General features: G+C 36.4%; 16 protein-coding genes. 15 read left to right on the top strand and 1 reads right to left on the bottom strand.

Annotated elements, in window-relative coordinates; translation table 11 throughout:
• The first annotated feature begins 3 nt into the window (after nucleotides 1-3).
• From tyrA to J3U59_RS08935, 15 genes are all read left to right on the top strand, one after another.
• Entirely contained in the window at nucleotides 4-1,125 is a 1,122-nt protein-coding gene (gene tyrA / locus J3U59_RS08865) for a bifunctional chorismate mutase/prephenate dehydrogenase (protein WP_267333958.1), read from the top strand.
• Between the two features lie 151 nt (nucleotides 1,126-1,276).
• A complete protein-coding gene (gene glmM / locus J3U59_RS08870) occupies nucleotides 1,277-2,614 on the top strand; it encodes a phosphoglucosamine mutase (RefSeq protein ID WP_267333959.1) in 1,338 nt (445 codons plus the stop codon).
• 251 nt (nucleotides 2,615-2,865) lie between these two features.
• Nucleotides 2,866-3,648, top strand: coding sequence for a F0F1 ATP synthase subunit A (gene atpB, locus J3U59_RS08875; RefSeq protein WP_267333960.1), 783 nt, complete (start codon nucleotides 2,866-2,868; stop codon nucleotides 3,646-3,648).
• Nucleotides 3,649-3,684: 36 nt separating this feature from the next.
• A complete protein-coding gene (atpE, locus tag J3U59_RS08880) occupies nucleotides 3,685-3,915 on the top strand; it encodes a F0F1 ATP synthase subunit C (RefSeq protein ID WP_034901511.1) in 231 nt (76 codons plus the stop codon).
• Between the two features lie 24 nt (nucleotides 3,916-3,939).
• Entirely contained in the window at nucleotides 3,940-4,410 is a 471-nt protein-coding gene (gene atpF, locus J3U59_RS08885; protein ID WP_065563773.1) for a F0F1 ATP synthase subunit B, read from the top strand.
• A gap of 13 nt (nucleotides 4,411-4,423) precedes the next feature.
• Nucleotides 4,424-4,957 (top strand): F0F1 ATP synthase subunit delta, encoded by a 534-nt coding sequence (atpH, locus tag J3U59_RS08890; RefSeq protein WP_267333961.1) that lies wholly within the window; start codon nucleotides 4,424-4,426, stop codon nucleotides 4,955-4,957.
• Between the two features lie 11 nt (nucleotides 4,958-4,968).
• Nucleotides 4,969-6,510 carry a F0F1 ATP synthase subunit alpha gene (gene atpA, locus J3U59_RS08895; protein ID WP_416379598.1) on the top strand — a complete coding sequence of 514 codons (1,542 nt, stop codon included), beginning with the start codon at nucleotides 4,969-4,971 and terminating at the stop codon, nucleotides 6,508-6,510.
• Between the two features lie 14 nt (nucleotides 6,511-6,524).
• Nucleotides 6,525-7,394 carry a F0F1 ATP synthase subunit gamma gene (gene atpG, locus J3U59_RS08900; protein WP_065633167.1) on the top strand — a complete coding sequence of 290 codons (870 nt, stop codon included), beginning with the start codon at nucleotides 6,525-6,527 and terminating at the stop codon, nucleotides 7,392-7,394.
• Between the two features lie 47 nt (nucleotides 7,395-7,441).
• Nucleotides 7,442-8,824, top strand: coding sequence for a F0F1 ATP synthase subunit beta (gene atpD, locus J3U59_RS08905; RefSeq protein WP_267333962.1), 1,383 nt, complete (start codon nucleotides 7,442-7,444; stop codon nucleotides 8,822-8,824).
• Nucleotides 8,825-8,850: 26 nt separating this feature from the next.
• Complete coding sequence (locus J3U59_RS08910; RefSeq protein WP_065633169.1) at nucleotides 8,851-9,276, top strand: F0F1 ATP synthase subunit epsilon; 426 nt, start codon at nucleotides 8,851-8,853, stop codon at nucleotides 9,274-9,276.
• A 274-nt stretch (nucleotides 9,277-9,550) separates the two neighbouring features.
• Nucleotides 9,551-11,956, top strand: a complete 2,406-nt coding sequence (locus J3U59_RS08915) for a type VI secretion system Vgr family protein (RefSeq protein ID WP_267333963.1) — start codon at nucleotides 9,551-9,553, stop codon at nucleotides 11,954-11,956.
• Nucleotides 11,957-11,970: 14 nt separating this feature from the next.
• Nucleotides 11,971-12,927, top strand: coding sequence for a DUF4123 domain-containing protein (locus tag J3U59_RS08920; protein ID WP_267333964.1), 957 nt, complete (start codon nucleotides 11,971-11,973; stop codon nucleotides 12,925-12,927).
• Between the two features lie 8 nt (nucleotides 12,928-12,935).
• Nucleotides 12,936-16,295, top strand: coding sequence for a T6SS effector BTH_I2691 family protein (locus J3U59_RS08925; protein ID WP_267333965.1), 3,360 nt, complete (start codon nucleotides 12,936-12,938; stop codon nucleotides 16,293-16,295).
• Nucleotides 16,288-17,160: a hypothetical protein gene (locus J3U59_RS08930; RefSeq protein ID WP_267333966.1), complete on the top strand. Its 873-nt coding sequence runs from the start codon at nucleotides 16,288-16,290 to the stop codon at nucleotides 17,158-17,160. The genes J3U59_RS08925 and J3U59_RS08930 overlap by 8 nt, the downstream gene beginning before the upstream one ends.
• Nucleotides 17,153-17,851 (top strand): hypothetical protein, encoded by a 699-nt coding sequence (locus J3U59_RS08935; protein WP_267333967.1) that lies wholly within the window; start codon nucleotides 17,153-17,155, stop codon nucleotides 17,849-17,851. The genes J3U59_RS08930 and J3U59_RS08935 overlap by 8 nt, the downstream gene beginning before the upstream one ends.
• A 452-nt stretch (nucleotides 17,852-18,303) precedes the next feature.
• Here J3U59_RS08935 and J3U59_RS08940 read toward each other — a convergent pair whose 3' ends face one another.
• On the bottom strand, nucleotides 18,304-19,614 hold the full coding sequence (locus J3U59_RS08940) for a hypothetical protein (protein WP_267333968.1): 1,311 nt from the start codon (nucleotides 19,612-19,614) through the stop codon (nucleotides 18,304-18,306).
• Nucleotides 19,615-19,882: the final 268 nt, after the last annotated feature.

The following is a 19,882-nucleotide window of genomic DNA, read 5'->3' on the forward strand; positions in this document are numbered from 1 at the left end:
TCTATGTCAACGGAATTACTCACACTACGCGATAAAATTGATGAAGTCGACAAATCAATTTTAGCTTTAATTAGTCAACGACTAGCATTAGTTGCCAAAGTTGGTGAGGTAAAAAGCAAACATGGAATTCCGATTTATGATCCCAAACGTGAAGCCGATATGTTAGCTAAACGTAAACACGAAGCCGAAAATTTAGGCATATCACCCGTTTTAATTGAGGATATTTTACGCCGGTTAATGCGTGAGTCTTACATCAGTGAAAACGATAAAGGTTTCAAAAAAGTATATACAGGTAGCGGATCAATTGTCATCATCGGTGGTAATGGTCAAATGGGGCGCCTGTTTTCTCGTTTATTTACATTATCTGGCTATCAAGTTAAAACGCTGGGTTCTAAAACCATGCATCAAGCAGCCGAAGTTGTCGCTGATGCCGCTGCCGTTATTGTTACAGTACCTATCAACAAAACATGCGAAATCATTGAACAATTACCGCCATTACCCAAAGATTGTATCTTAACTGATTTTACGTCTATAAAAGTCAAACCATTACAAGCCATGCTTGATAAACATTCAGGGCCAGTAGTTGGATTACACCCAATGTTTGGTCCAGACGTGCCAAATTTAGCCAAACAAATTATTGTTTATTGCCAAGGTCGTTATCCAGAACAATACCAATGGCTTATCGAGCAAATGCGAATTTGGGGTGCTAACTTATGCGCAATTGACGCTAAAGAACATGATAAATGTATGTCGTTTATTCAAGCTTTACGCCATTTCACCTCTTTTTCATATGGCGTTAATCTACAACGTGAACAAGCCGATTTGGAGCAGCTCATCGCCTTATCATCACCGATTTATCGATTAGAACTCATGATGGTGGGGCGTTTATTTGCTCAAGATCCCGAGCTCTATGCCGATATCATCATGGCATCCGATGATAATATTGAACTAATTAAACGCTATTATGAATGTTTTGGCCAAATGGTGAAATTAATTGAACAACGAGATAAGACTAAATTTGTTGAAAATTTCAATGAAGTCACCAAATGGTTTGGTCCTTATGCCAAGCGATTTATAAAAGAGAGCCAAGTTTTATTAAAATTTGCCAATGATAATCGTGATTAAAATTACAGTTAACATTCAGTAAAATTTAAATATTTTACGATAATTTAGTCATTAATTACACCTTATTGGCGTGTAATTATTAATGTTTAATAATAAAAATTACTCATTATAAATGAGTTAATCAAAATTACTTTTGTGTGAGGGAATAAACATGTCGAATCGAAAATACTTTGGAACCGATGGAATTCGAGGAAAAGTGGGGCAATATCCTATCACACCAGATTTTGCACTTAAATTAGGTTGGGCTGCCGGTCGCGTATTAGCGAAAGATGGAGTAAAAAAAGTTATTATCGGTAAAGATACCCGTATTTCAGGTTATATGCTTGAATCAGCTTTAGAAGCAGGATTTGCTTCAGCGGGCGTTGCTGCTGCTTTTACTGGACCAATGCCGACGCCTGCTATTGCTTATTTAACCCGAACATTTCGTGCAGATGCTGGGGTTGTCATTTCAGCTTCACATAACCCTTTTTATGATAACGGTATCAAATTTTTTTCGACAGAGGGTAAAAAGCTTGATGACGAAATTGAATTAGAGATCGAAGCTCAGCTTGAAAAACCAATAGACTGCGTTGAATCAAAACAACTGGGCCGAGCTAGTCGTATCACTGATGCTGCTGGCCGCTATATTGAATTTTGTAAAAGTACTTTTAACCATGATCTTAGCTTATCTGGTTTAAAAATTGTTGTCGATTGTGCGAATGGGGCAACCTACCATATCGCCCCTAAAGTATTACGTGAACTTGGTGCCAATGTGATAAAAATCGGTTGTGAACCAGATGGCGTCAACATCAATGATAATTGCGGTGCTACAGACATTAGAGCATTATCCAAACGTGTCATTGATGAAAAAGCGGATTTAGGTTTTGCTTTAGATGGTGATGGTGATCGCGTTATTATGGTCGATCATAAAGGCTGTAAAGTTGATGGAGATCAGATCATCTATATCGTCGCCCGAGAGGCTTTAAGACAAGGGCAACTAAAAGGCGGCGTTGTCGGCACATTAATGAGTAACATGGGGCTTGAGCTCGCGCTAAAAAATCTGGGTATCCCATTTGAAAGAGCGAAAGTTGGCGATCGTTATGTACTAGAAAAACTCATTGAAAAAAACTGGCGACTCGGTGCTGAAAATTCAGGGCATGTTTTATTATTAGATAAAACAACCACAGGGGATGGCATTGTCGCTGGTTTACAAGTATTGGTTGCAATGGTACACAATAATATGTCTTTAGCCGATCTTTGTAGTGGTATGACTATGTTGCCGCAGGTATTAATCAATGTTCGATTCACAAGCCAACATGATCCTCTACAGAGTCATGCAGTAAAAACCGCCATTAAACAAGCCGAACAACAACTCGGTAACCATGGTAGAGTTTTGATTCGTAAATCAGGCACAGAACCACTTATTCGAGTTATGGTAGAAGGAACCGATCAATCCGAAGTTCAAAACCTAGCTGAACAAATTGCCCAAGCAGTCAAAGCGCAAAATTAGCGCCATTTATCCCCATTAATTTAGCTATTGATGGGGTAATATTTCTAATAAAGTTATTCTTACAGCTTCTATTCTTTACACAAAATTAGTAAAAAGTGTCTAAATTCTTAATTTTGTTAATCAGTTGTTGACTTAATATAGGCAATTGGGTTTAAAATAGTAGCTTCGGTTATTACAGCGATTGCTTATACCTTTTAAGGTTAAAAATAAGCAGTGTTTTTTTTATTATTAGAAATAGGTAAGAGGGTTATATGTCAGTTTCCTCTCCAGCTTCACCACAAGCTTATATTAAGCATCACCTTGAGAACTTGCAGGTGGGTTCGGGTTTTTGGACCTTTAATCTTGATTCATTATTTTTCTCAATTTTACTTGGTGTGCTTTTCTTATGGATTTTCCATCGTGTAGCAAGGAAAGCAACCAGTGGTGTACCAAGTAAACTACAATGTGCAGTCGAGATGATCTTCGAATTTGTTAATAATACTGTCAAAGACATGTTTACAGGTCAAAATAAACTGATCGCTCCACTTGCTTTAACAGTGTTTATTTGGGTTTTCTTAATGAATTTAATGGACCTTATCCCTGTTGATTTTCTACCTTATGCAGCGCAATGGTTAGGTCTTTCTCATTTAAGAGTGGTACCGACAGCTGATGTTAGTATTACAATGTCAATGTCACTCGGCGTGTTTGCACTCATTATTATTTATTCAATCAAGTACAAAGGAATTTCTGGATTTATCAAGGAATATACCCTTCACCCATTTAATCATTGGGCATTTGCGCCGATCAATTTAGTGCTTGAGTTAGTTAGCCTTTTAGCTAAACCCGTATCTTTAGGACTTCGATTATTTGGTAACATGTATGCAGGTGAGCTTATCTTCATCTTAATTGCTGCACTATTACCTTGGTGGTCACAGTGGGTATTATCATTACCGTGGGCCATTTTCCACATTTTAATTATTACATTACAAGCATTTATTTTTATGGTGTTGACGATCGTCTATTTAGCTATGGCATCGGCAACGGAAGAACATTAATTTCACTATTTTTTTGATAATAAACTGGAGTATATAATGGATAGTATGTTATTTGTAGCCGCAGGCATAATGATGGGATTAGCTGCAATTGGTGGTGCAGTTGGTATTGGTTTACTAGGTGGTAAATTCTTAGAAGGTGCTGCACGTCAACCAGAATTAATGCCTATGTTACGTACTCAATTCTTTATTGTTATGGGTCTAGTTGATGCGATCCCAATGATTTGTGTAGGTATTGCACTATATGTCATTTTTGCTGTTGCAGGTTAATAAAAATTTAAGAGGAATCGTCTCATGAATATGAACGCAACTCTTCTCGGCCAAGCAATTACATTTGTATTGTTTGTTTGGTTCTGTATGAAGTTTGTTTGGCCTCCAGTTATCCGCGCGATTGAAAAACGCCAAAAAGAGATAGCGGAAGGACTTGCTTCAGCAGAAACAGCAAAAAAAGATTTGGAATTAGCCAAAGCAAATACATCTGACATAATGCAACAGGCTAAGGTTGAGGCTAATGCAATTATTGAGCAAGCGAATAAACGCAAAGCGGCCATTCTTGAAGAAGCTAAACAAGAAGCTACTCGTGAAAAAGAAAGGATTGTTGCTCAAGGACTTGCTGAAGTTGAAGCTGAGCGTAAACGCGCTCGTGAAGAGCTTAAACAACAAGTTGCTACACTCGCTATTGCCGGTGCAGAAAAAATTATTGAACGTTCTGTTAATGAAGCCGCTAACAGCGACATCATTGATAAACTCGTAGCTGAACTATAAGGAGAATAGAGCAATGGCTGACTTAATTACGATTGCTCGCCCTTATGCTAAAGCCGCTTTCGACTTTGCTGTTGAAAAAAATAGCATCGAATCATGGCACAAAATGTTAGTGTTAACTGCTGAAGTGAGCAAAGATGCTCAAATAAAAAGTATTTTAACATCTGACATGAAAACCGATTCAGTGGCGAACTTACTCATTAACATCTGTAAAGATGTGCTTGATGAGTTTAGCACTAATTTTATTAAAGTGATGGCTGAAAACAAACGTTTATCGCTTCTTCCTGAAGTGTTAACACTGTTTGAGCAATACTGTTTAGAGAGAGAAGCCCAGGCAGACGTTGATGTAATTTCTGCTAATGAGCTGAGCAGTGAACAACTTGATAAAATTTCTGTCGCTGTCGAAAAACGTTTATCACGAAAAGTAAAACTAAAATGTCATATTGATAAATCGCTCATTTCTGGTTTTATTATTCGTACGGGCGATATGGTTATTGATAGTAGTATCAGAGGACGTCTAAATCGACTAAATGACGTTCTACAGTCTTAAGGGGACTGATAATGCAGCTAAATTCAACTGAAATAAGTGAACTAATTAAAGAGCGAATCGCTCAGTTCAATATTGTGAGTGATGCTCACAATGAAGGAACAATCATCTCAGTAAGTGATGGTATCCTTCGAATCCACGGATTAACTGATGTCATGCAAGGCGAAATGATTGCATTACCCGGCAACCGTTATGCAATGGCATTAAACCTTGAAAGAGATTCTGTTGGTGCAGTGGTCATGGGACCCTACGAAGACTTGTCTGAAGGGATGAAAGTACAGTGTACAGGTCGCATTTTACAAGTACCAGTTGGTGATGGTTTATTAGGTCGTGTTATTAATACACTTGGCGAACCAATTGATGGTAAAGGTTCGATTCAACATGACGGCTTCTCACCTGTAGAAGTCGTTGCGCCAGGCGTTATCGACCGTCAATCAGTTGACCAAGCGTTACAAACTGGTTATAAAGCGGTTGACTCAATGATTCCAATTGGTCGTGGTCAACGTGAACTTATCATCGGTGACCGTCAAACGGGTAAAACCGCATTAGCAATCGACGCCATTATCAATCAACGTGATTCTGGTGTTAAATGTATCTACGTCGCAATCGGTCAAAAACAATCAACTATTGCTAACGTAGTACGTAAACTCGAAGAGCATGGTGCACTTAAAAATACGATTGTGGTTGTTGCATCAGCATCTGAATCAGCAGCATTACAATACTTAGCACCTTATGCAGGTTGTGCGATGGGTGAATACTTCCGCGATCGCGGTCAAGATGCACTAATTGTTTATGATGATTTATCTAAACAAGCCGTTGCTTATCGTCAAATTTCATTACTACTTCGTCGCCCACCTGGACGTGAAGCTTATCCTGGTGACGTGTTCTATCTTCACTCACGTTTACTTGAACGTGCAGCGCGTGTTAACGAAGCTTATGTTGAAGAGTTCACTAAAGGCGAAGTAAAAGGTAAAACCGGTTCATTAACTGCGTTACCAATTATCGAAACTCAAGCGGGTGACGTTTCTGCATTCGTACCAACTAACGTAATTTCGATTACAGATGGTCAGATCTTCCTTGAAACCAGCTTATTTAACTCAGGTATCCGTCCTGCGGTAAACCCGGGTATTTCGGTTTCTCGTGTGGGTGGTGCGGCTCAAACTAAGATAATGAAAAAATTATCAGGCGGTATTCGTACAGCACTTGCACAATATCGTGAACTGGCTGCGTTCTCACAGTTTGCATCTGACTTAGACGAAGCAACAAGAAACCAATTAAGCCATGGTGAAAAGGTAACTGAATTACTCAAACAAAAGCAATATTCACCAATGACAGTTGCTGAGCAATCAATTGTGCTTTACGCTGCTGAACGTGGTTATCTTGAAGATGTTGAACTGACTAAAGTGTTACCATTTGAAGCAGCACTTCTTGCTTATGCCCATAGCCAATATGCCGATTTTGTTAAGGAAATCGATACAACTGGTAACTACAATGATGAGATTGAAAACAAGCTAAAAGCAATGCTTGAAAGCTTTAAATCAACTCAAACTTGGTAAGGATGGGATAACAAATGGCTAATGCAAAAGAGATTAGAACCAAAATTGCCAGTATCCAAAGTACACAAAAGATCACTAAAGCAATGGAGATGGTTGCCAACTCTAAAATGCGTAAAACGCAAGATAGAATGGCAGCTAGCCGACCATATGCCGAAATGATTCGTGAAGTAATTGGACATTTAGCGTTAGCTCAAATAGGTGCCAAACATCCCTATTTAGAAGAAAGAGATGTTAAGCGAGTTGGCTATCTTATCATTTCGACCGATCGTGGTTTATGCGGTGGTTTAAATATTAATCTTTTCAAAACTGTCATTGCTGATATGTCAGCATGGCAGGAAAAAGGTGTTGAGTCTGATGTCGCTTTAATTGGATCACGAGGGGTATCGTTTTTCTCATCGGTTAAAGCGAACATACTAACCCAAGTAACCAACTTGGGGGATGAACCAACATTATCTGATTTGATTGGACCGGTAAAAACAATGCTTGAGGCATATGACAATGGCAAGGTTGATAGATTATATATTGTCACCAATAAATTTATTAATACCATGTCGCAAAAGCCAACTATACAGCAGTTATTACCATTACCACATTCAGATGATGAAAAGCTTAAAGCTTCATCAGGGGATTATATTTATGAGCCAGATGCGAAATCATTATTAGATGTGATTTTACGTCGTTATATTGAATCACAAGTCTATCAAGCTGTGGTTGAAAATCTAGCGAGTGAACAAGCAGCAAGAATGGTAGCCATGAAAGCAGCAACCGATAACGGTGCAAACTTAATCAATGAATTACAAATTGCGTATAACAAAGCACGTCAAGGTGCAATTACCAATGAATTAATTGATATTGTATCGGGTGCCGCTGCTGTTTCAGGTTAAGGCTAAATATTGGCTAATAGTTAAGAAAAAGACGTAGAGGATTAAAAATGGCTACTGGAAAGATTGTCCAGATCATCGGTGCGGTGGTTGATGTCGAATTCCCTGAAGATGCTGTACCAAAGGTATATGATGCATTAGAAGTGGAAACCGGCACTGAAAAATTAGTTCTGGAAGTTCAGCAACAATTAGGTGGTGGCGTTGTATGTTGTATTGCAATGGGATCATCTGATGGTTTAAGACGTGGACTTAAAGTAGTAAACACAGGTCACGGCATAGAAGTTCCTGTGGGAACAAAAACACTTGGCCGAATTATGAACGTACTTGGTGATCCTGTTGATAAAGCAGGTCCTATTGGTGAAGAAGAGCGTTGGGCAATTCACCGTGCAGCACCAACATACGAAGAGTTGGCTAACTCAACAGAATTACTTGAAACCGGCATCAAAGTTATCGACTTAATTTGTCCTTTTGCTAAAGGGGGTAAAGTTGGTCTATTTGGTGGTGCGGGTGTGGGTAAAACCGTTAATATGATGGAGTTAATTCGTAACATCGCGATCGAACACTCAGGTTACTCAGTATTTACTGGTGTGGGTGAACGTACACGTGAAGGTAACGACTTCTATCACGAAATGAAAGAATCAAACGTACTTGATAAAGTATCACTGGTTTATGGTCAGATGAATGAGCCACCAGGAAACCGTTTACGTGTTGCGTTAACTGGTTTAACCATGGCTGAAAAATTCCGTGACGAAGGTAAAGACGTACTCTTATTTATCGATAATATTTACCGTTATACCTTAGCCGGTACCGAAGTATCAGCTTTATTAGGACGAATGCCATCTGCGGTAGGTTACCAACCAACACTTGCAGAAGAAATGGGTATTCTTCAAGAACGTATCACCTCAACCAAAACAGGGTCAATCACCTCAATTCAAGCGGTATATGTACCTGCGGATGACTTAACCGACCCATCACCAGCAACAACCTTTGCTCACTTAGATGCAACAATCGTATTAAGTCGTCAAATCGCATCATTAGGTATTTATCCAGCGGTTGATCCACTTGACTCAACAAGTCGTCAGTTAGATCCACTTGTTGTTGGTCAAGAACATTACGATTGTGCTCGTGGCGTACAGTCAATTTTGCAACGTTATCAAGAATTAAAAGATATCATTGCAATCCTTGGTATGGATGAATTATCAGAAGATGATAAATTAACTGTTGCTCGTGCACGTAAGATTCAACGTTTCTTATCTCAACCATTCTTCGTTGCGGAAGTATTCACTGGTTCGCCAGGTAAATACGTACCATTAAAAGACACCATCAGTGCATTTAAAGGTATTATGAACGGTGATTATGACCATATTCCTGAACAGGCATTTTATATGGTTGGTTCAATCGACGAAGCGATTGAGAAAGCAAAATCTCTCTAAGAGATTTATAGAACGGAGAGAGCATTATGGCACTAACTTCCTATCAATTAGAAGTTGTTAGTGCTGAATCTCACCTTTTTTCAGGTGATGTTCAGCGAATCAGAGTCACAGGACAAGAAGGTGAACTTGGGATCTATCCTGGTCATACTCCGCTACTTACCATGATTAAACCCGGTATGGTAGGCATTGTGAAAGCAGATGGTGAAGAAGAGTTTATCTATCTATCAGGTGGCATCTTAGAGGTGCAACCGACCCTTGTAACGATTTTAGCCGATACCGCTATTCGCGGAGAAGACTTAGATGAAGCCAGAGCGCAAGAAGCAGTAAGACAAGCGCAAGAGCATATTAATCATCCGAGTGATGATATGTCATTTGCACAAGCATCAGCTGAACTATCAAAAGCTTTAGCGAAAATCCGAGTCATCGAATTAACGCGCCGTATTGGACAATAACTGAGTTACCCTATCCAAACTTAAAAAAGGTTACAAAAATTAAATTTGTAACCTTTTTTATTATTCAAACGCAATCTTTAAATATCTTTATTTTATTGAAGAATTATTCTTATTTTTATTACGTTAATAAACATTTCATTGTTTCGAAGTTGTAAAATTTAAGCAAAACGAATATTTTATAAACAACTGTAAAAATTAACATATATAAAAATTTATATACAAAGTGATGTAAAAAAAATATAGTGCATTTATAAAGGAATATTGAGGAATAAAGATGCGTTTTTCCAATTTGCTATCAACAGCACTCGATGCAATGAATAATACTATTCACCATAACCGTTACACACTAAAAATTAATAACAATGATTCAACCGATATTTCAGTCTTTTCCCTAGACGTTGATGAGAAACTCAATCAGCCTTGGCGTTATACCATTACCTTTACTTCAGCCAATGGTTCGTTTTCTGTTAATAACATGATAAACCAACCAGCTTCATTTAGCTTTAAACCTGACAGTTTAAATAGCTTAATTGAAACAACAAGTGCTTTAAATTTTCTTTCACAATCTCGTACTTTATATGGTGTCATTACTCATTTTAACCAATTATCCTTTAGCAAAGATGAAACACATTATCAGATAGTATTACAACCAAGATTAGCCCTACTCAATTACAGTCGTGGAAGTGGAATCTACCAAAATCAAAGTGTGGTCAGTGTGGTAGAATCAGTATTACGCAAACATGGCTTGACAGGTATTGATTACCGTTTAGTTTTAAAAAATGATTACCCTAAGCGTGAGTTAATCACTCAATGGCAGGAAAGTGATTTAGCTTTCATACTTCGTTTGTTGGCTGATGTAGGCATATGGATACGTTTTGAAACACATCCTGAGCACCATTGCGATGTGGTTGTGATAAGTGATGAATCACAAGGCTTCGACAATAGAGGCAGCATTATTAATAATGATCCAAATGGTATGGAAGATAAAAATTTACACAGTATTTGGGCGCTTAAACAACATAGCCAAACAGTTCATCAAAGCGTCACTGTGAATGATTATAATTACCGTAAGGCTGATAAAGATCTAATTTGGCAAACCAATACTGATTTAACAAATGCGACTACGTTAGGTAATGATTATCGTTATGGCGAACATTATAAAAAACAATCAGATAGTAATGAGAATAATGAAATCGAAAGTGGAAAATGGTACGCAAAAATTCGTCACCAGTATGTCATTAGTCATCAGCGCATAATTCAAGGTAAATGTAATGACTTTGATTTAGCACCGGGTCAGATATTATCAATCCAAAATAATCAACTTAGTGATGATATTAGGCAAGGTGTCATTATATTAACAACTCGCGGATATGGTGACCGCAGTCGTGCTTATCAAATAGAATTTACTGCAATCCCTTTTCAGATATTGAATCCTTATCGCCCTAAACCATTACCCTTCCCGACTATTCATGGTACATTACCAGCAAGAGTCACCAGTCCAGATAATGATACATATGGCTACATAGACATACATGGTCGTTATCGGGTAAAACTGAATTTTGATTTAGTCGATTGGAGTAATGGCGAAGAAAGTTTATGGATTAGGCTGGCAAAACCTTATGCAGGAAGCACCTATGGTTTTCACTTTCCTTTAATTGATGGTACTGAAGTCGCAATTGCGTTTACCGATGGCAATCCAGACAGACCATACATTGCTTATGCTATGCATGATAGTAACCACCCAGACCATGTGACCACTGCCAACAAACATCGTAACGTAATACGTACACCAGCAAACAATAAATTACGTATGGATGATAAACGTGGTAAAGAACATATCAAACTAGCGACCGAATATGGAAAAACACAATTGAATATTGGTTACTTAGTCAATCAAAATAAAGCACAAAGGGGGGAAGGTTTTGAGTTACGTACTGATGCTTGGGGAGCAATTTCAGCCAATCGAGGGCTTTATTTAACCACTCAAACTGAACCAAATGCGCAAGGCAAACAATTGGATATGCAAGGCGCTATAACGGAATTAGAAAATGCTCTATCGATAGCTAAAGCATTACAAAACGTAGCAGAAAGTGCACAAGGATTAATCGCGGATACTGAATCACAACAGAAATTACAAACTAATTTAACCAACCTTACCCAACCAAGTATATTAGCTTATGCCTCAGAAGGAATCGCACTAACCAGCCCTGAAAATATTCAATTATCCACCGCCAATAATCTCACAATGACTTCTAGCAATCAGACAGATATTAGTGCTTTAAAAAGCATCAACTTTTCAGCATCTGAAGCAATTAGTTTACTTGCACAAAAATCCGGAATGAAAATTTTTGCTAACCAAGAAGATATTGAAATACAGGCACAAACCAACAATTTATTATTAGCTGCTAAACAAGATATCCAAATTGACAGTACTGAAAGTAAGGTTGATGTTTCTGCATCTAAAAAAATTGTGTTTATCTGTGGTGGTTCATTTATCAAAATCAGTGAGGAAGGTATTGAGCTGGGCACTTCGAATAATATTACTATTAAAAGCAATGCTATGCAAAAAATGGATGCTGCTAGTTTAGCTCATACTAATGATTTACCTGGTGATATACACTGTCAAGGAACGCAAGGACAGCAAGTTTCAGAGCAGCAAGCTTGTATTACATTAGAATAAAGAAAGGAATTATCATGCTAAAAAATGGACAAATCGCCATTGATTTAAGCAAATTATCAGCGAATGCTTTGGCAATTAGCCAACAACTCATCACATTGTCTCAACCTTTTCAGTGGCGTTGTTTAGTAATACTTGATCCTTTTTTGAATCCAATTAACCAATCTTTAATTCAATATTACAAAAATCGCTTACGTTTACACCAGATAGTGATTATGCACTCATCGGTATTAGCTATTCGCCGGCCATGGTTAATAGAATTAGATCTGCGTGATAAATATGACTATAAAGTTTTAAGCTACATGCTTAATGTAGCATTAACCCAATTAACACCTGAATCAATTAACGCTGGTAACGGTCAACAATATTGTGCTTGGTTGTTTACACATAAAGATATTGTAACAATAGCTAACAATATTGCTTCTCTCTCATTGCAACAGAGAGATAATAAAAAAATACTCTTACGTTATTACGATCCTGCTGTATTTTTTCAATTAAAAAGCTTATTCAATACCAAACAACAGAATAAACTTTTAAATGATATCAAAATATGGACAATGTTAGGGCGCGATGGCCACCTCAAAATTCACTATAACGAAAATGAGTTTCTTTCTTTATCTATTAATCAACTTGGCATAACACATGAACAGTACCAACAAATTGACTGTATTGGTATTAATAATCAAATTATTTTGTCACACAATTTAAAAAATCCCGATATCCATATTGATGAAGTTCAATCACTACAAATTATCATGCCATGTTTACAGCGACTAAAAATAAAAAATATTTATGATCGTGATCTTTATCTTGAATGGGCGAGGTTAGCATTAGAATGGGGACAGGATTTCGACCTTATCCCTAAAATTGCTGAAAAAACTCAACATCTATTATTAGATCATCAATATTATCCTTTAGTAAGAGAATTAACAGCATTAAGCCAACAAGATTGGTTAGCATTAGAAAGGAATTAGGAAAAAGTATGACAAACACAAAAGATAATGTACCTGAATGCGGGTGTCAAACCAAAGGAATTGCAATTTTACCTGTTAGATATACTGTAGTACCAACCTATCTTAATAGTAAACTTCCTAGTTGGGCTAACTTATCAACCGTTACAAGTTTACCATTAAATGAGGGTTACCAATATCATGTAAGGATCATGCGTCAGGGTTTTTTATATTGTTATATACCAGAAAAATTAGTATCTAAATGGCAAATATATAGTATTGATAGTAAAGGACATTTAATCAAACAAATTTCAAATTCTGCTGCCAGACCAATAACTGATTCAGAACAAGAAGGACAATATCATTGCCCACAGTTAAAATTGAATGAAAGTCATAACGCATTTATTACTATTGATCATCCTGAAAATATAAAAGAAATATATATAGCATTTACTGAATTCAAATGGTCTGAAAAAACACTAAAAAAATATGAAAAAAATCCGAAAAAAAGGATGCAAAAGATTGATATTGCAAAATGGCAAGGCAGTGCAACGAGTGCAACAACAGCTAATCAAGAAAATATTCAAAAAATATTAGATTTATCCCCTAATGTTGACAAATCTTTATTACCATATGATGGAAATAGGGAGCTTTTATTCAGCAAAGACAACGCCAATGCACAACATTGGGCTATATTTGAAGATAAATTCAGTGAAGGGCGTGAACAAAATTACCAATTTAATAAAAAACTATTAGATAAAAATAGTACATGTGAACCATGGAGTATTTTTACGTCTAAAACCAGTGAACACTTAGCTTATAATATGCAACGCTATAGCCCTAGTAAAAAACCAATGATTATCGCTATTGAAGATCCTGTTGGTATTGCGACTGAACTAAATGGCTATTATAACGAACCTTATGTACGGGTTTTACAATATCAAGAAGAACGCAGATTAGAATTTGATGCTTTATCATATATTGAACAAAGTAAATCGTTGGCAGTATTAAAAAAGTATTATCAAGACTACTCTTTTCCAAATCATGACAACTATTATGTAAAAAATGTTATGAAATCAGGTAAGCTAGATAATAATCCCGATAAACCAATGTATTGCACTAGTCGAGGATTGCAAACACTAATACGTGAGCAATTATATAGTAAACAGGGTAGTTATAGCTTTTACCAAAATTTTCATGATTTTTGTATGTACAAAAAAGTCGGGGAAGATGTTTATGACATCTCAATTTATGAGAATTATATACAAAAAGAAAGAGATAATAGCATTACATCAAAAGATAAGATTTTACTTAAACCCTTACAAATAAGTTTAGTTAGCAAATATAAAAAAACGGTCAAGGATTTCTACAGTCAAGAATCAGATTTGAAAACTCAACGTGAAAAAGATATTAAAAACTTTTTGAAACAATATGAAAAATTGGTTAATACCAAACCTTTTGAAGATAAATACCAAGAATTACTAACACTCGTTGAAAGCAGATATCAAAGCCTTTCTAGACAACTTATTACTTGGATACAAGACAGTAATTTTTATGATACTGTCTACAATGACATTGATGGCAATCAATTGTATGATTTTGACGATGAAAATTCTACTAAAATCAAAGAACTTGTAGAACATTATGAAAGCATATACCAAGAGTCCGTTCAATTAGGTGAAATAAACGATAGTGATTTAGAAAATCTAAGAAAGATCAATTTTGAAGGAATTCTATTTGCTTTTAATATTAATAAGGTTACCCAAGGACTTGAGCTATGTGAAAATGGCAAAAAATTTTTAGAGTCTATGTCCAATATAGACTATGCCAAACCATATAATGATAACGTCAAAGGTATGTTATGGCGCATGTTCGCTTTTCATAATGATGAATTACTTAGTATGATTGACCAAGTAGTTACCAAAGCTGAATCGGCTCCGATGAAAAATATAATTGAGTTATCAGTTGAAAAGTTGATCGAAAATTTCGATACCCTACCTTACGCAAAAATCGCATTAATGTTTAAAAAATTACAAGATGTAATTATCACCCTTGATGAATTAGAACGTAATGATCCGAATAATCATATCAAAATGAAAATTTTAGGTATTATCAAAATTAAAGGATTTACAGGTGGCGAAATAAAAATCATGAAAGCCACTCAACTATTACAGCCTATATTTAATGGACTGGCAAACACACTATATTCTGTTAGTACAGCAATATATAAAGTTTTAGCTTTAACTATCGCTGGAGTATTAAAGAGCACTGCAATTACATATTTACATTTAGAGTATCAGATGCTAGCTGCATTTATTACTTTAGAGCCACTCCCTAATTTAGGAAGGGTCAAAATTCCACAGAATCACTCGCGCTGGGAATTACGAAAAAGAGCTGCTATCAGTAAAGCCCGTTCATTATTAGACGATGCTAGAGTCAAGCTCGATAAACGCCTTAATCTCATATTTAATAATGCAGGCACTAAAGTAAATAAATATGCACACTTAATATTTAAAGCAAGTAATGCAGAACCCGGTATATCAAAAGCCATGTCCAGTTCACTTAAATCTATGCGCATGTCTGTTGTGGTCGCCATGCTTGAACTTTATAATTTTAATAGTTTAAGTAAAACCCATCCAAATTTAGCAGAAAATGAGTATTTTAAAACATTAAAAATATCTTCTGGTTTTGCATTAGCTGCCGCTTGTGTAGAAATCATGGCGATGGTGACAGCCGTAACCAAAGGCATGCAAAATGTGGTGTTTAGTCTAGGTAAGGCTCTATCAGGAGTATTAGGTGGGATTGCGTCATTTGTATTAATGTCCAACGATTTAGAACAATTGCGTGAAAGCGGAGAAAAACATCATAGCAAACTGCTGAAAATAACGTTAAATTTAAAATTAATTATTACCTTTCTATCTGGAAGCGCTAGCATACTTTTAGGTTGTTCTTATCATTTTATATGGTGTAGAACTTTTTTAACCTCTAATGTCATGCAGAGAATTTTTATATATTTAGGTAGAGGAGTTGGTGTTACTGAAGTTGCTTCCATCGCGGCAATACGATTAGTATTATGGCGTTTACTTGGAATAATAGGCTTAGCCTTGTTAGTTATTGATTTTACTATTATGATGCTATCTGATGATAATTTGGAAACTTGGCTTAAACGATGCGCTTTACGAACAGATAAATATTTGATGCCACATAATAAAAGTCATATTTATAAAACGCCTGAGCAACAAAGCAACGCTTTTAAACAAGAAGTATTATATGAGATGTTCGGTGTTAAAGATAATAATCAGGCTAATATGGAAAATTATACTATCACTATGGACGAAGCATTAGCATTAATTGAACAAGATTTAGATAACAGAGGATTTTTAAATGACTAAAGGCTACAGTTTATTGAAAGGTACAGTCAGTCAGTTACAAGTACTGGATGATCCCAAAGAGTTACGCTCGGATAATATTGGTCTGCTCGCTATAATTGGATTAATGATTGTCGGAGCTTTTGAACTTATCGGTACTTTAATTGGAACAATAACTGCCAGCAGTATTACTCTGGACGGGAAAAGTTTTCGATGCTATGTCGGTAGAAAAGAGGTAGTAGGCAAATTAGCTCATGTTAGTTTTAAAGATGGCGATTATGTTGAAATGTTAGTTAAACCAATCGAAGTTAACGAATATCAATCTGATTCTCCCGAGATGGCTGACTATCTTGCTTATGCTGTCCGCATGCCTCAATATCATGCTCTGTATTTCCCTCGTTCTGTCGGAACATCGTTCTTATTATTATTAAAATATCTTTCAATAGGCGTTGGTATACTTTGCTTATGTACCTTTATGATTGTAATGATTTATACGTTTATATCAACAGATGTTGATTTTTCTTTTTTCATTTCAACATTTTTGACATTTATTTTGTCATATATTATAGTTTTATGCTTTTTCTTTTTTATATTTGGAGGTATAAATTCCTTTGTTACTAGTCGAATTTTTGCAGCTTTAGGCTATCCTAAACCCTGGTCGCACAATTGCTATGAAGAAAGTAAACGATTTCTGAAACTCAATCGCTCGGGTGCGCCTGAACTTTTTGACGATCCTCAAACTCCTGAATTTCGAAAAATTAGAAAATTCGATCGTAGTGCAAGCTATTACTGCCGAACCCCTATTTTACCCAATTGGGTTAAAGTCATTGATGAGCGCAAATTTACGCCAAATTTGACCACTCCAAATCAAGAGCAGTCCAATGATTAAAGGCTACAACTTATTGAAAGGTAAAGTCAGCCAATTACAAGTACTGGATGATCCCAAAGAGTTACGCTCGGATAATATTGGTCTGCTCGCTATAATTGGATTAATGATTGTCGGAGCTTTTGAACTTATCGGTACTTTAATTGGAACAATAACTGCCGGCAGTATTACCCTAGACGGGAAAAGTTTTCGATGCTATGTCGGTAGAAAAGAGGTAGTAGGCAAATTAGCTCATGTTAGTTTTAAAGATGGCGATTATGTTGAAATGTTAGTTAAACCAATCGAAGTTAACGAATATCAATCTGATTCTGCCGAGATGGCTGACTATCTTGCTTATGCTGTCCGCATGCCTCAATATCATGCTCTATATTTTCCTCGTTCTGTCGGAACATCGACCTTATTATTATTAAAATATCTTTCAATAGGTGTTGGTGTATTTTGCTTAATTTTCTTCATTTTTATTATGATTATAATGTTTATAAGCATGGAAATAGACTCCTCTCTATTTATCATGACTTGTATAGGCGTTTTATTATTATTTGTTTTCACTGTATGTTTATTTTTCTATACTGTCGGTGGTCTAAATTCTTTTGTCAGCAATCGAATTTTTACAGCGTTAGGCTATCCTAAACCCTGGTCGCACAATTGCTTTGATATTTTTTCAGTCGTTGCCGTTTGTAATTTTAAAGCGTAACCAAATAACTGTGTTAAAACATAAGCACCTTGATTATAACTACGTAAAAACACACCTTCTTTAAAAAGTAAAATATCCTTGAATTGGTGTTGTAAATTGAGTTTTTCAGAGATATTCATACAAAATATTATAATTCATCAGCCTCGACAAGCAGTCATAATTACCCAACCTAAATTAGAACCAGGCACGTTCCCAATTAGAAAATGACTCGCGAAATATTAAACAACAATAAAGCGCTTTTTGTCATTTAACGAGGCTTAATTTATGAATTTCTACAAGTAATAATTTTGACTCACTTTTGCTTATTTTTTAAGCTAGTTCGGCGCCGGCGGCTCCGACGCCAGCATATGCATTTACATCGCATATGCTGGCTATTGCCATTATAGGCGCATAGCGCCAACAATGGCATCGTCGCTCATATCATCACTTATTTTTTATAACGCTGCTTTAATTTAACGTTTACATGCCACTCGCCCACCTGAACTGTTAGGGGCCTCCATATGTGAAACATAACCAGAAAAATTCACAGTAAAATAAATATTATAAGCGGACCAATCTAATTCACGCGTCCAATAGTAAGAAAAAAAGGTATTTTCCGCTTCCCAATTCGAATTAGGATAGTTTGTGCCTGCTACCCATCCCCATTCTCCCATAATAGAACTACCAATTGCGCGGATAAAACTGTTCGTATAAACAGTCCAATTACCGCCAACTGAATTTGCTGGAGAGCTGGTATAATCGCGCCTTAATGGCACATTAGCAAGTCCACCACATAAATTTTGCGCGGTAGCCTGATTTATATCACCACTCTTTATAGGAACTAACCATACCGATGTTGGATTAAAGGTATAATCATGCGATATCGATTTATCATACCCTAAAGTTGCGCGCACTGTCACATTACCTGTTGGCTTATCATTTAATGTAATAAACCCTAATGAATCTACAGCAACCTTACCACCAGGATTACTGATCAAAGTGTAAGTATAGTCCGTTTGTGCACCAGTCATCACTAACTGAAATTTAGCACCAGGAAAGCCAGTTGTCGGAAACGTTTTTGCAGATACCGTTGGTTGGACTTTAAATCCATAATTAGGCACATAATCAGCTGTGTAACCACCACCATGAACAGCATCCGGCAAGCCTTTAGAACCATTCCATTCCCAAGGTCCCGAAACCGGTGAAGTTATTGTTGCATCATAAGTTCGCCACTGCATCTTAGGTGAAAGAACGATGTCATTAGGTTTAGCATAACAAATCATAGAGTCAGGAGCGATCTTATATTTTTTGGTTAACGTCACGCTATCGCTTTCATTGGGTATGCCATATTGAGAATAGGTTTTGAGCACTGCAGATATCTCTAACGTTAACGGCATGACATAACCACTGCCACAACCGATAATATTATTCAAATCACTATTTGGTATTTTATTTCCTTTTCCATCATACCATTGTGAAGTTGTCACTGTGAGTAAAAAAGGCTTAATCGGATCTGCTTTATCTCCATCAATATCTGAAAAATTAGTTATACTACTTAAGTTATTGTAATAATACGTTTTCACAACAAAATCGCTGAACCGAAGATTTCCATCAAATCTTTTTACTACATCACTAATAATATTGCCACTTGCTTCACTATAAAATACATTTTTTACCGTAAAACCATGTTTATCGGATGCTTCTTTTACATTTGCCACTTTTGGCGCATTACCTATAATATTTTGCACGGTAGTAGAGGTTAAGCCATACGCATTTGATTGCAAAAATAAACTCATAAATAATATAACGATTATTAACTTTATCTTCGCTATCGAAAAATATAAATTGAAAAATTTTGAGCTAAAAATAGCGAAAAAGTGAATAGATGATTTTACTAATGTAAACGGGAGAATATTTTGTAATAATACCAATACCGAAAGGCGGCATTTACTACCTAATTGACTTATTGCCCGATGCCCGATGCCCGATGCCCGATGCCCGATGCCCGATGCCCGATGCCCGATGCCCGATGCCCGATGCCCGATTAAGACC

Source organism: Gilliamella sp. B3783 (assembly GCF_026536125.1).
GTDB lineage: Bacteria > Pseudomonadota > Gammaproteobacteria > Enterobacterales > Orbaceae > Gilliamella.

What these genes read in the sequence shown, in the direction of transcription:
- tyrA (WP_267333958.1), top strand. Translation starts at nt 4, where the DNA reads ATGTCAACGGAATTACTCACACTACGCGATAAAATTGATGAAGTCGAC.
- glmM (WP_267333959.1), top strand. Translation starts at nt 1,277, where the DNA reads ATGTCGAATCGAAAATACTTTGGAACCGATGGAATTCGAGGAAAAGTG.
- atpB (WP_267333960.1), top strand. Translation starts at nt 2,866, where the DNA reads ATGTCAGTTTCCTCTCCAGCTTCACCACAAGCTTATATTAAGCATCAC.
- atpE (WP_034901511.1), top strand. Translation starts at nt 3,685, where the DNA reads ATGGATAGTATGTTATTTGTAGCCGCAGGCATAATGATGGGATTAGCT.
- atpF (WP_065563773.1), top strand. Translation starts at nt 3,940, where the DNA reads ATGAATATGAACGCAACTCTTCTCGGCCAAGCAATTACATTTGTATTG.
- atpH (WP_267333961.1), top strand. Translation starts at nt 4,424, where the DNA reads ATGGCTGACTTAATTACGATTGCTCGCCCTTATGCTAAAGCCGCTTTC.
- atpA (WP_416379598.1), top strand. Translation starts at nt 4,969, where the DNA reads ATGCAGCTAAATTCAACTGAAATAAGTGAACTAATTAAAGAGCGAATC.
- atpG (WP_065633167.1), top strand. Translation starts at nt 6,525, where the DNA reads ATGGCTAATGCAAAAGAGATTAGAACCAAAATTGCCAGTATCCAAAGT.
- atpD (WP_267333962.1), top strand. Translation starts at nt 7,442, where the DNA reads ATGGCTACTGGAAAGATTGTCCAGATCATCGGTGCGGTGGTTGATGTC.
- J3U59_RS08910 (WP_065633169.1), top strand. Translation starts at nt 8,851, where the DNA reads ATGGCACTAACTTCCTATCAATTAGAAGTTGTTAGTGCTGAATCTCAC.
- J3U59_RS08915 (WP_267333963.1), top strand. Translation starts at nt 9,551, where the DNA reads ATGCGTTTTTCCAATTTGCTATCAACAGCACTCGATGCAATGAATAAT.
- J3U59_RS08920 (WP_267333964.1), top strand. Translation starts at nt 11,971, where the DNA reads ATGCTAAAAAATGGACAAATCGCCATTGATTTAAGCAAATTATCAGCG.
- J3U59_RS08925 (WP_267333965.1), top strand. Translation starts at nt 12,936, where the DNA reads ATGACAAACACAAAAGATAATGTACCTGAATGCGGGTGTCAAACCAAA.
- J3U59_RS08930 (WP_267333966.1), top strand. Translation starts at nt 16,288, where the DNA reads ATGACTAAAGGCTACAGTTTATTGAAAGGTACAGTCAGTCAGTTACAA.
- J3U59_RS08935 (WP_267333967.1), top strand. Translation starts at nt 17,153, where the DNA reads ATGATTAAAGGCTACAACTTATTGAAAGGTAAAGTCAGCCAATTACAA.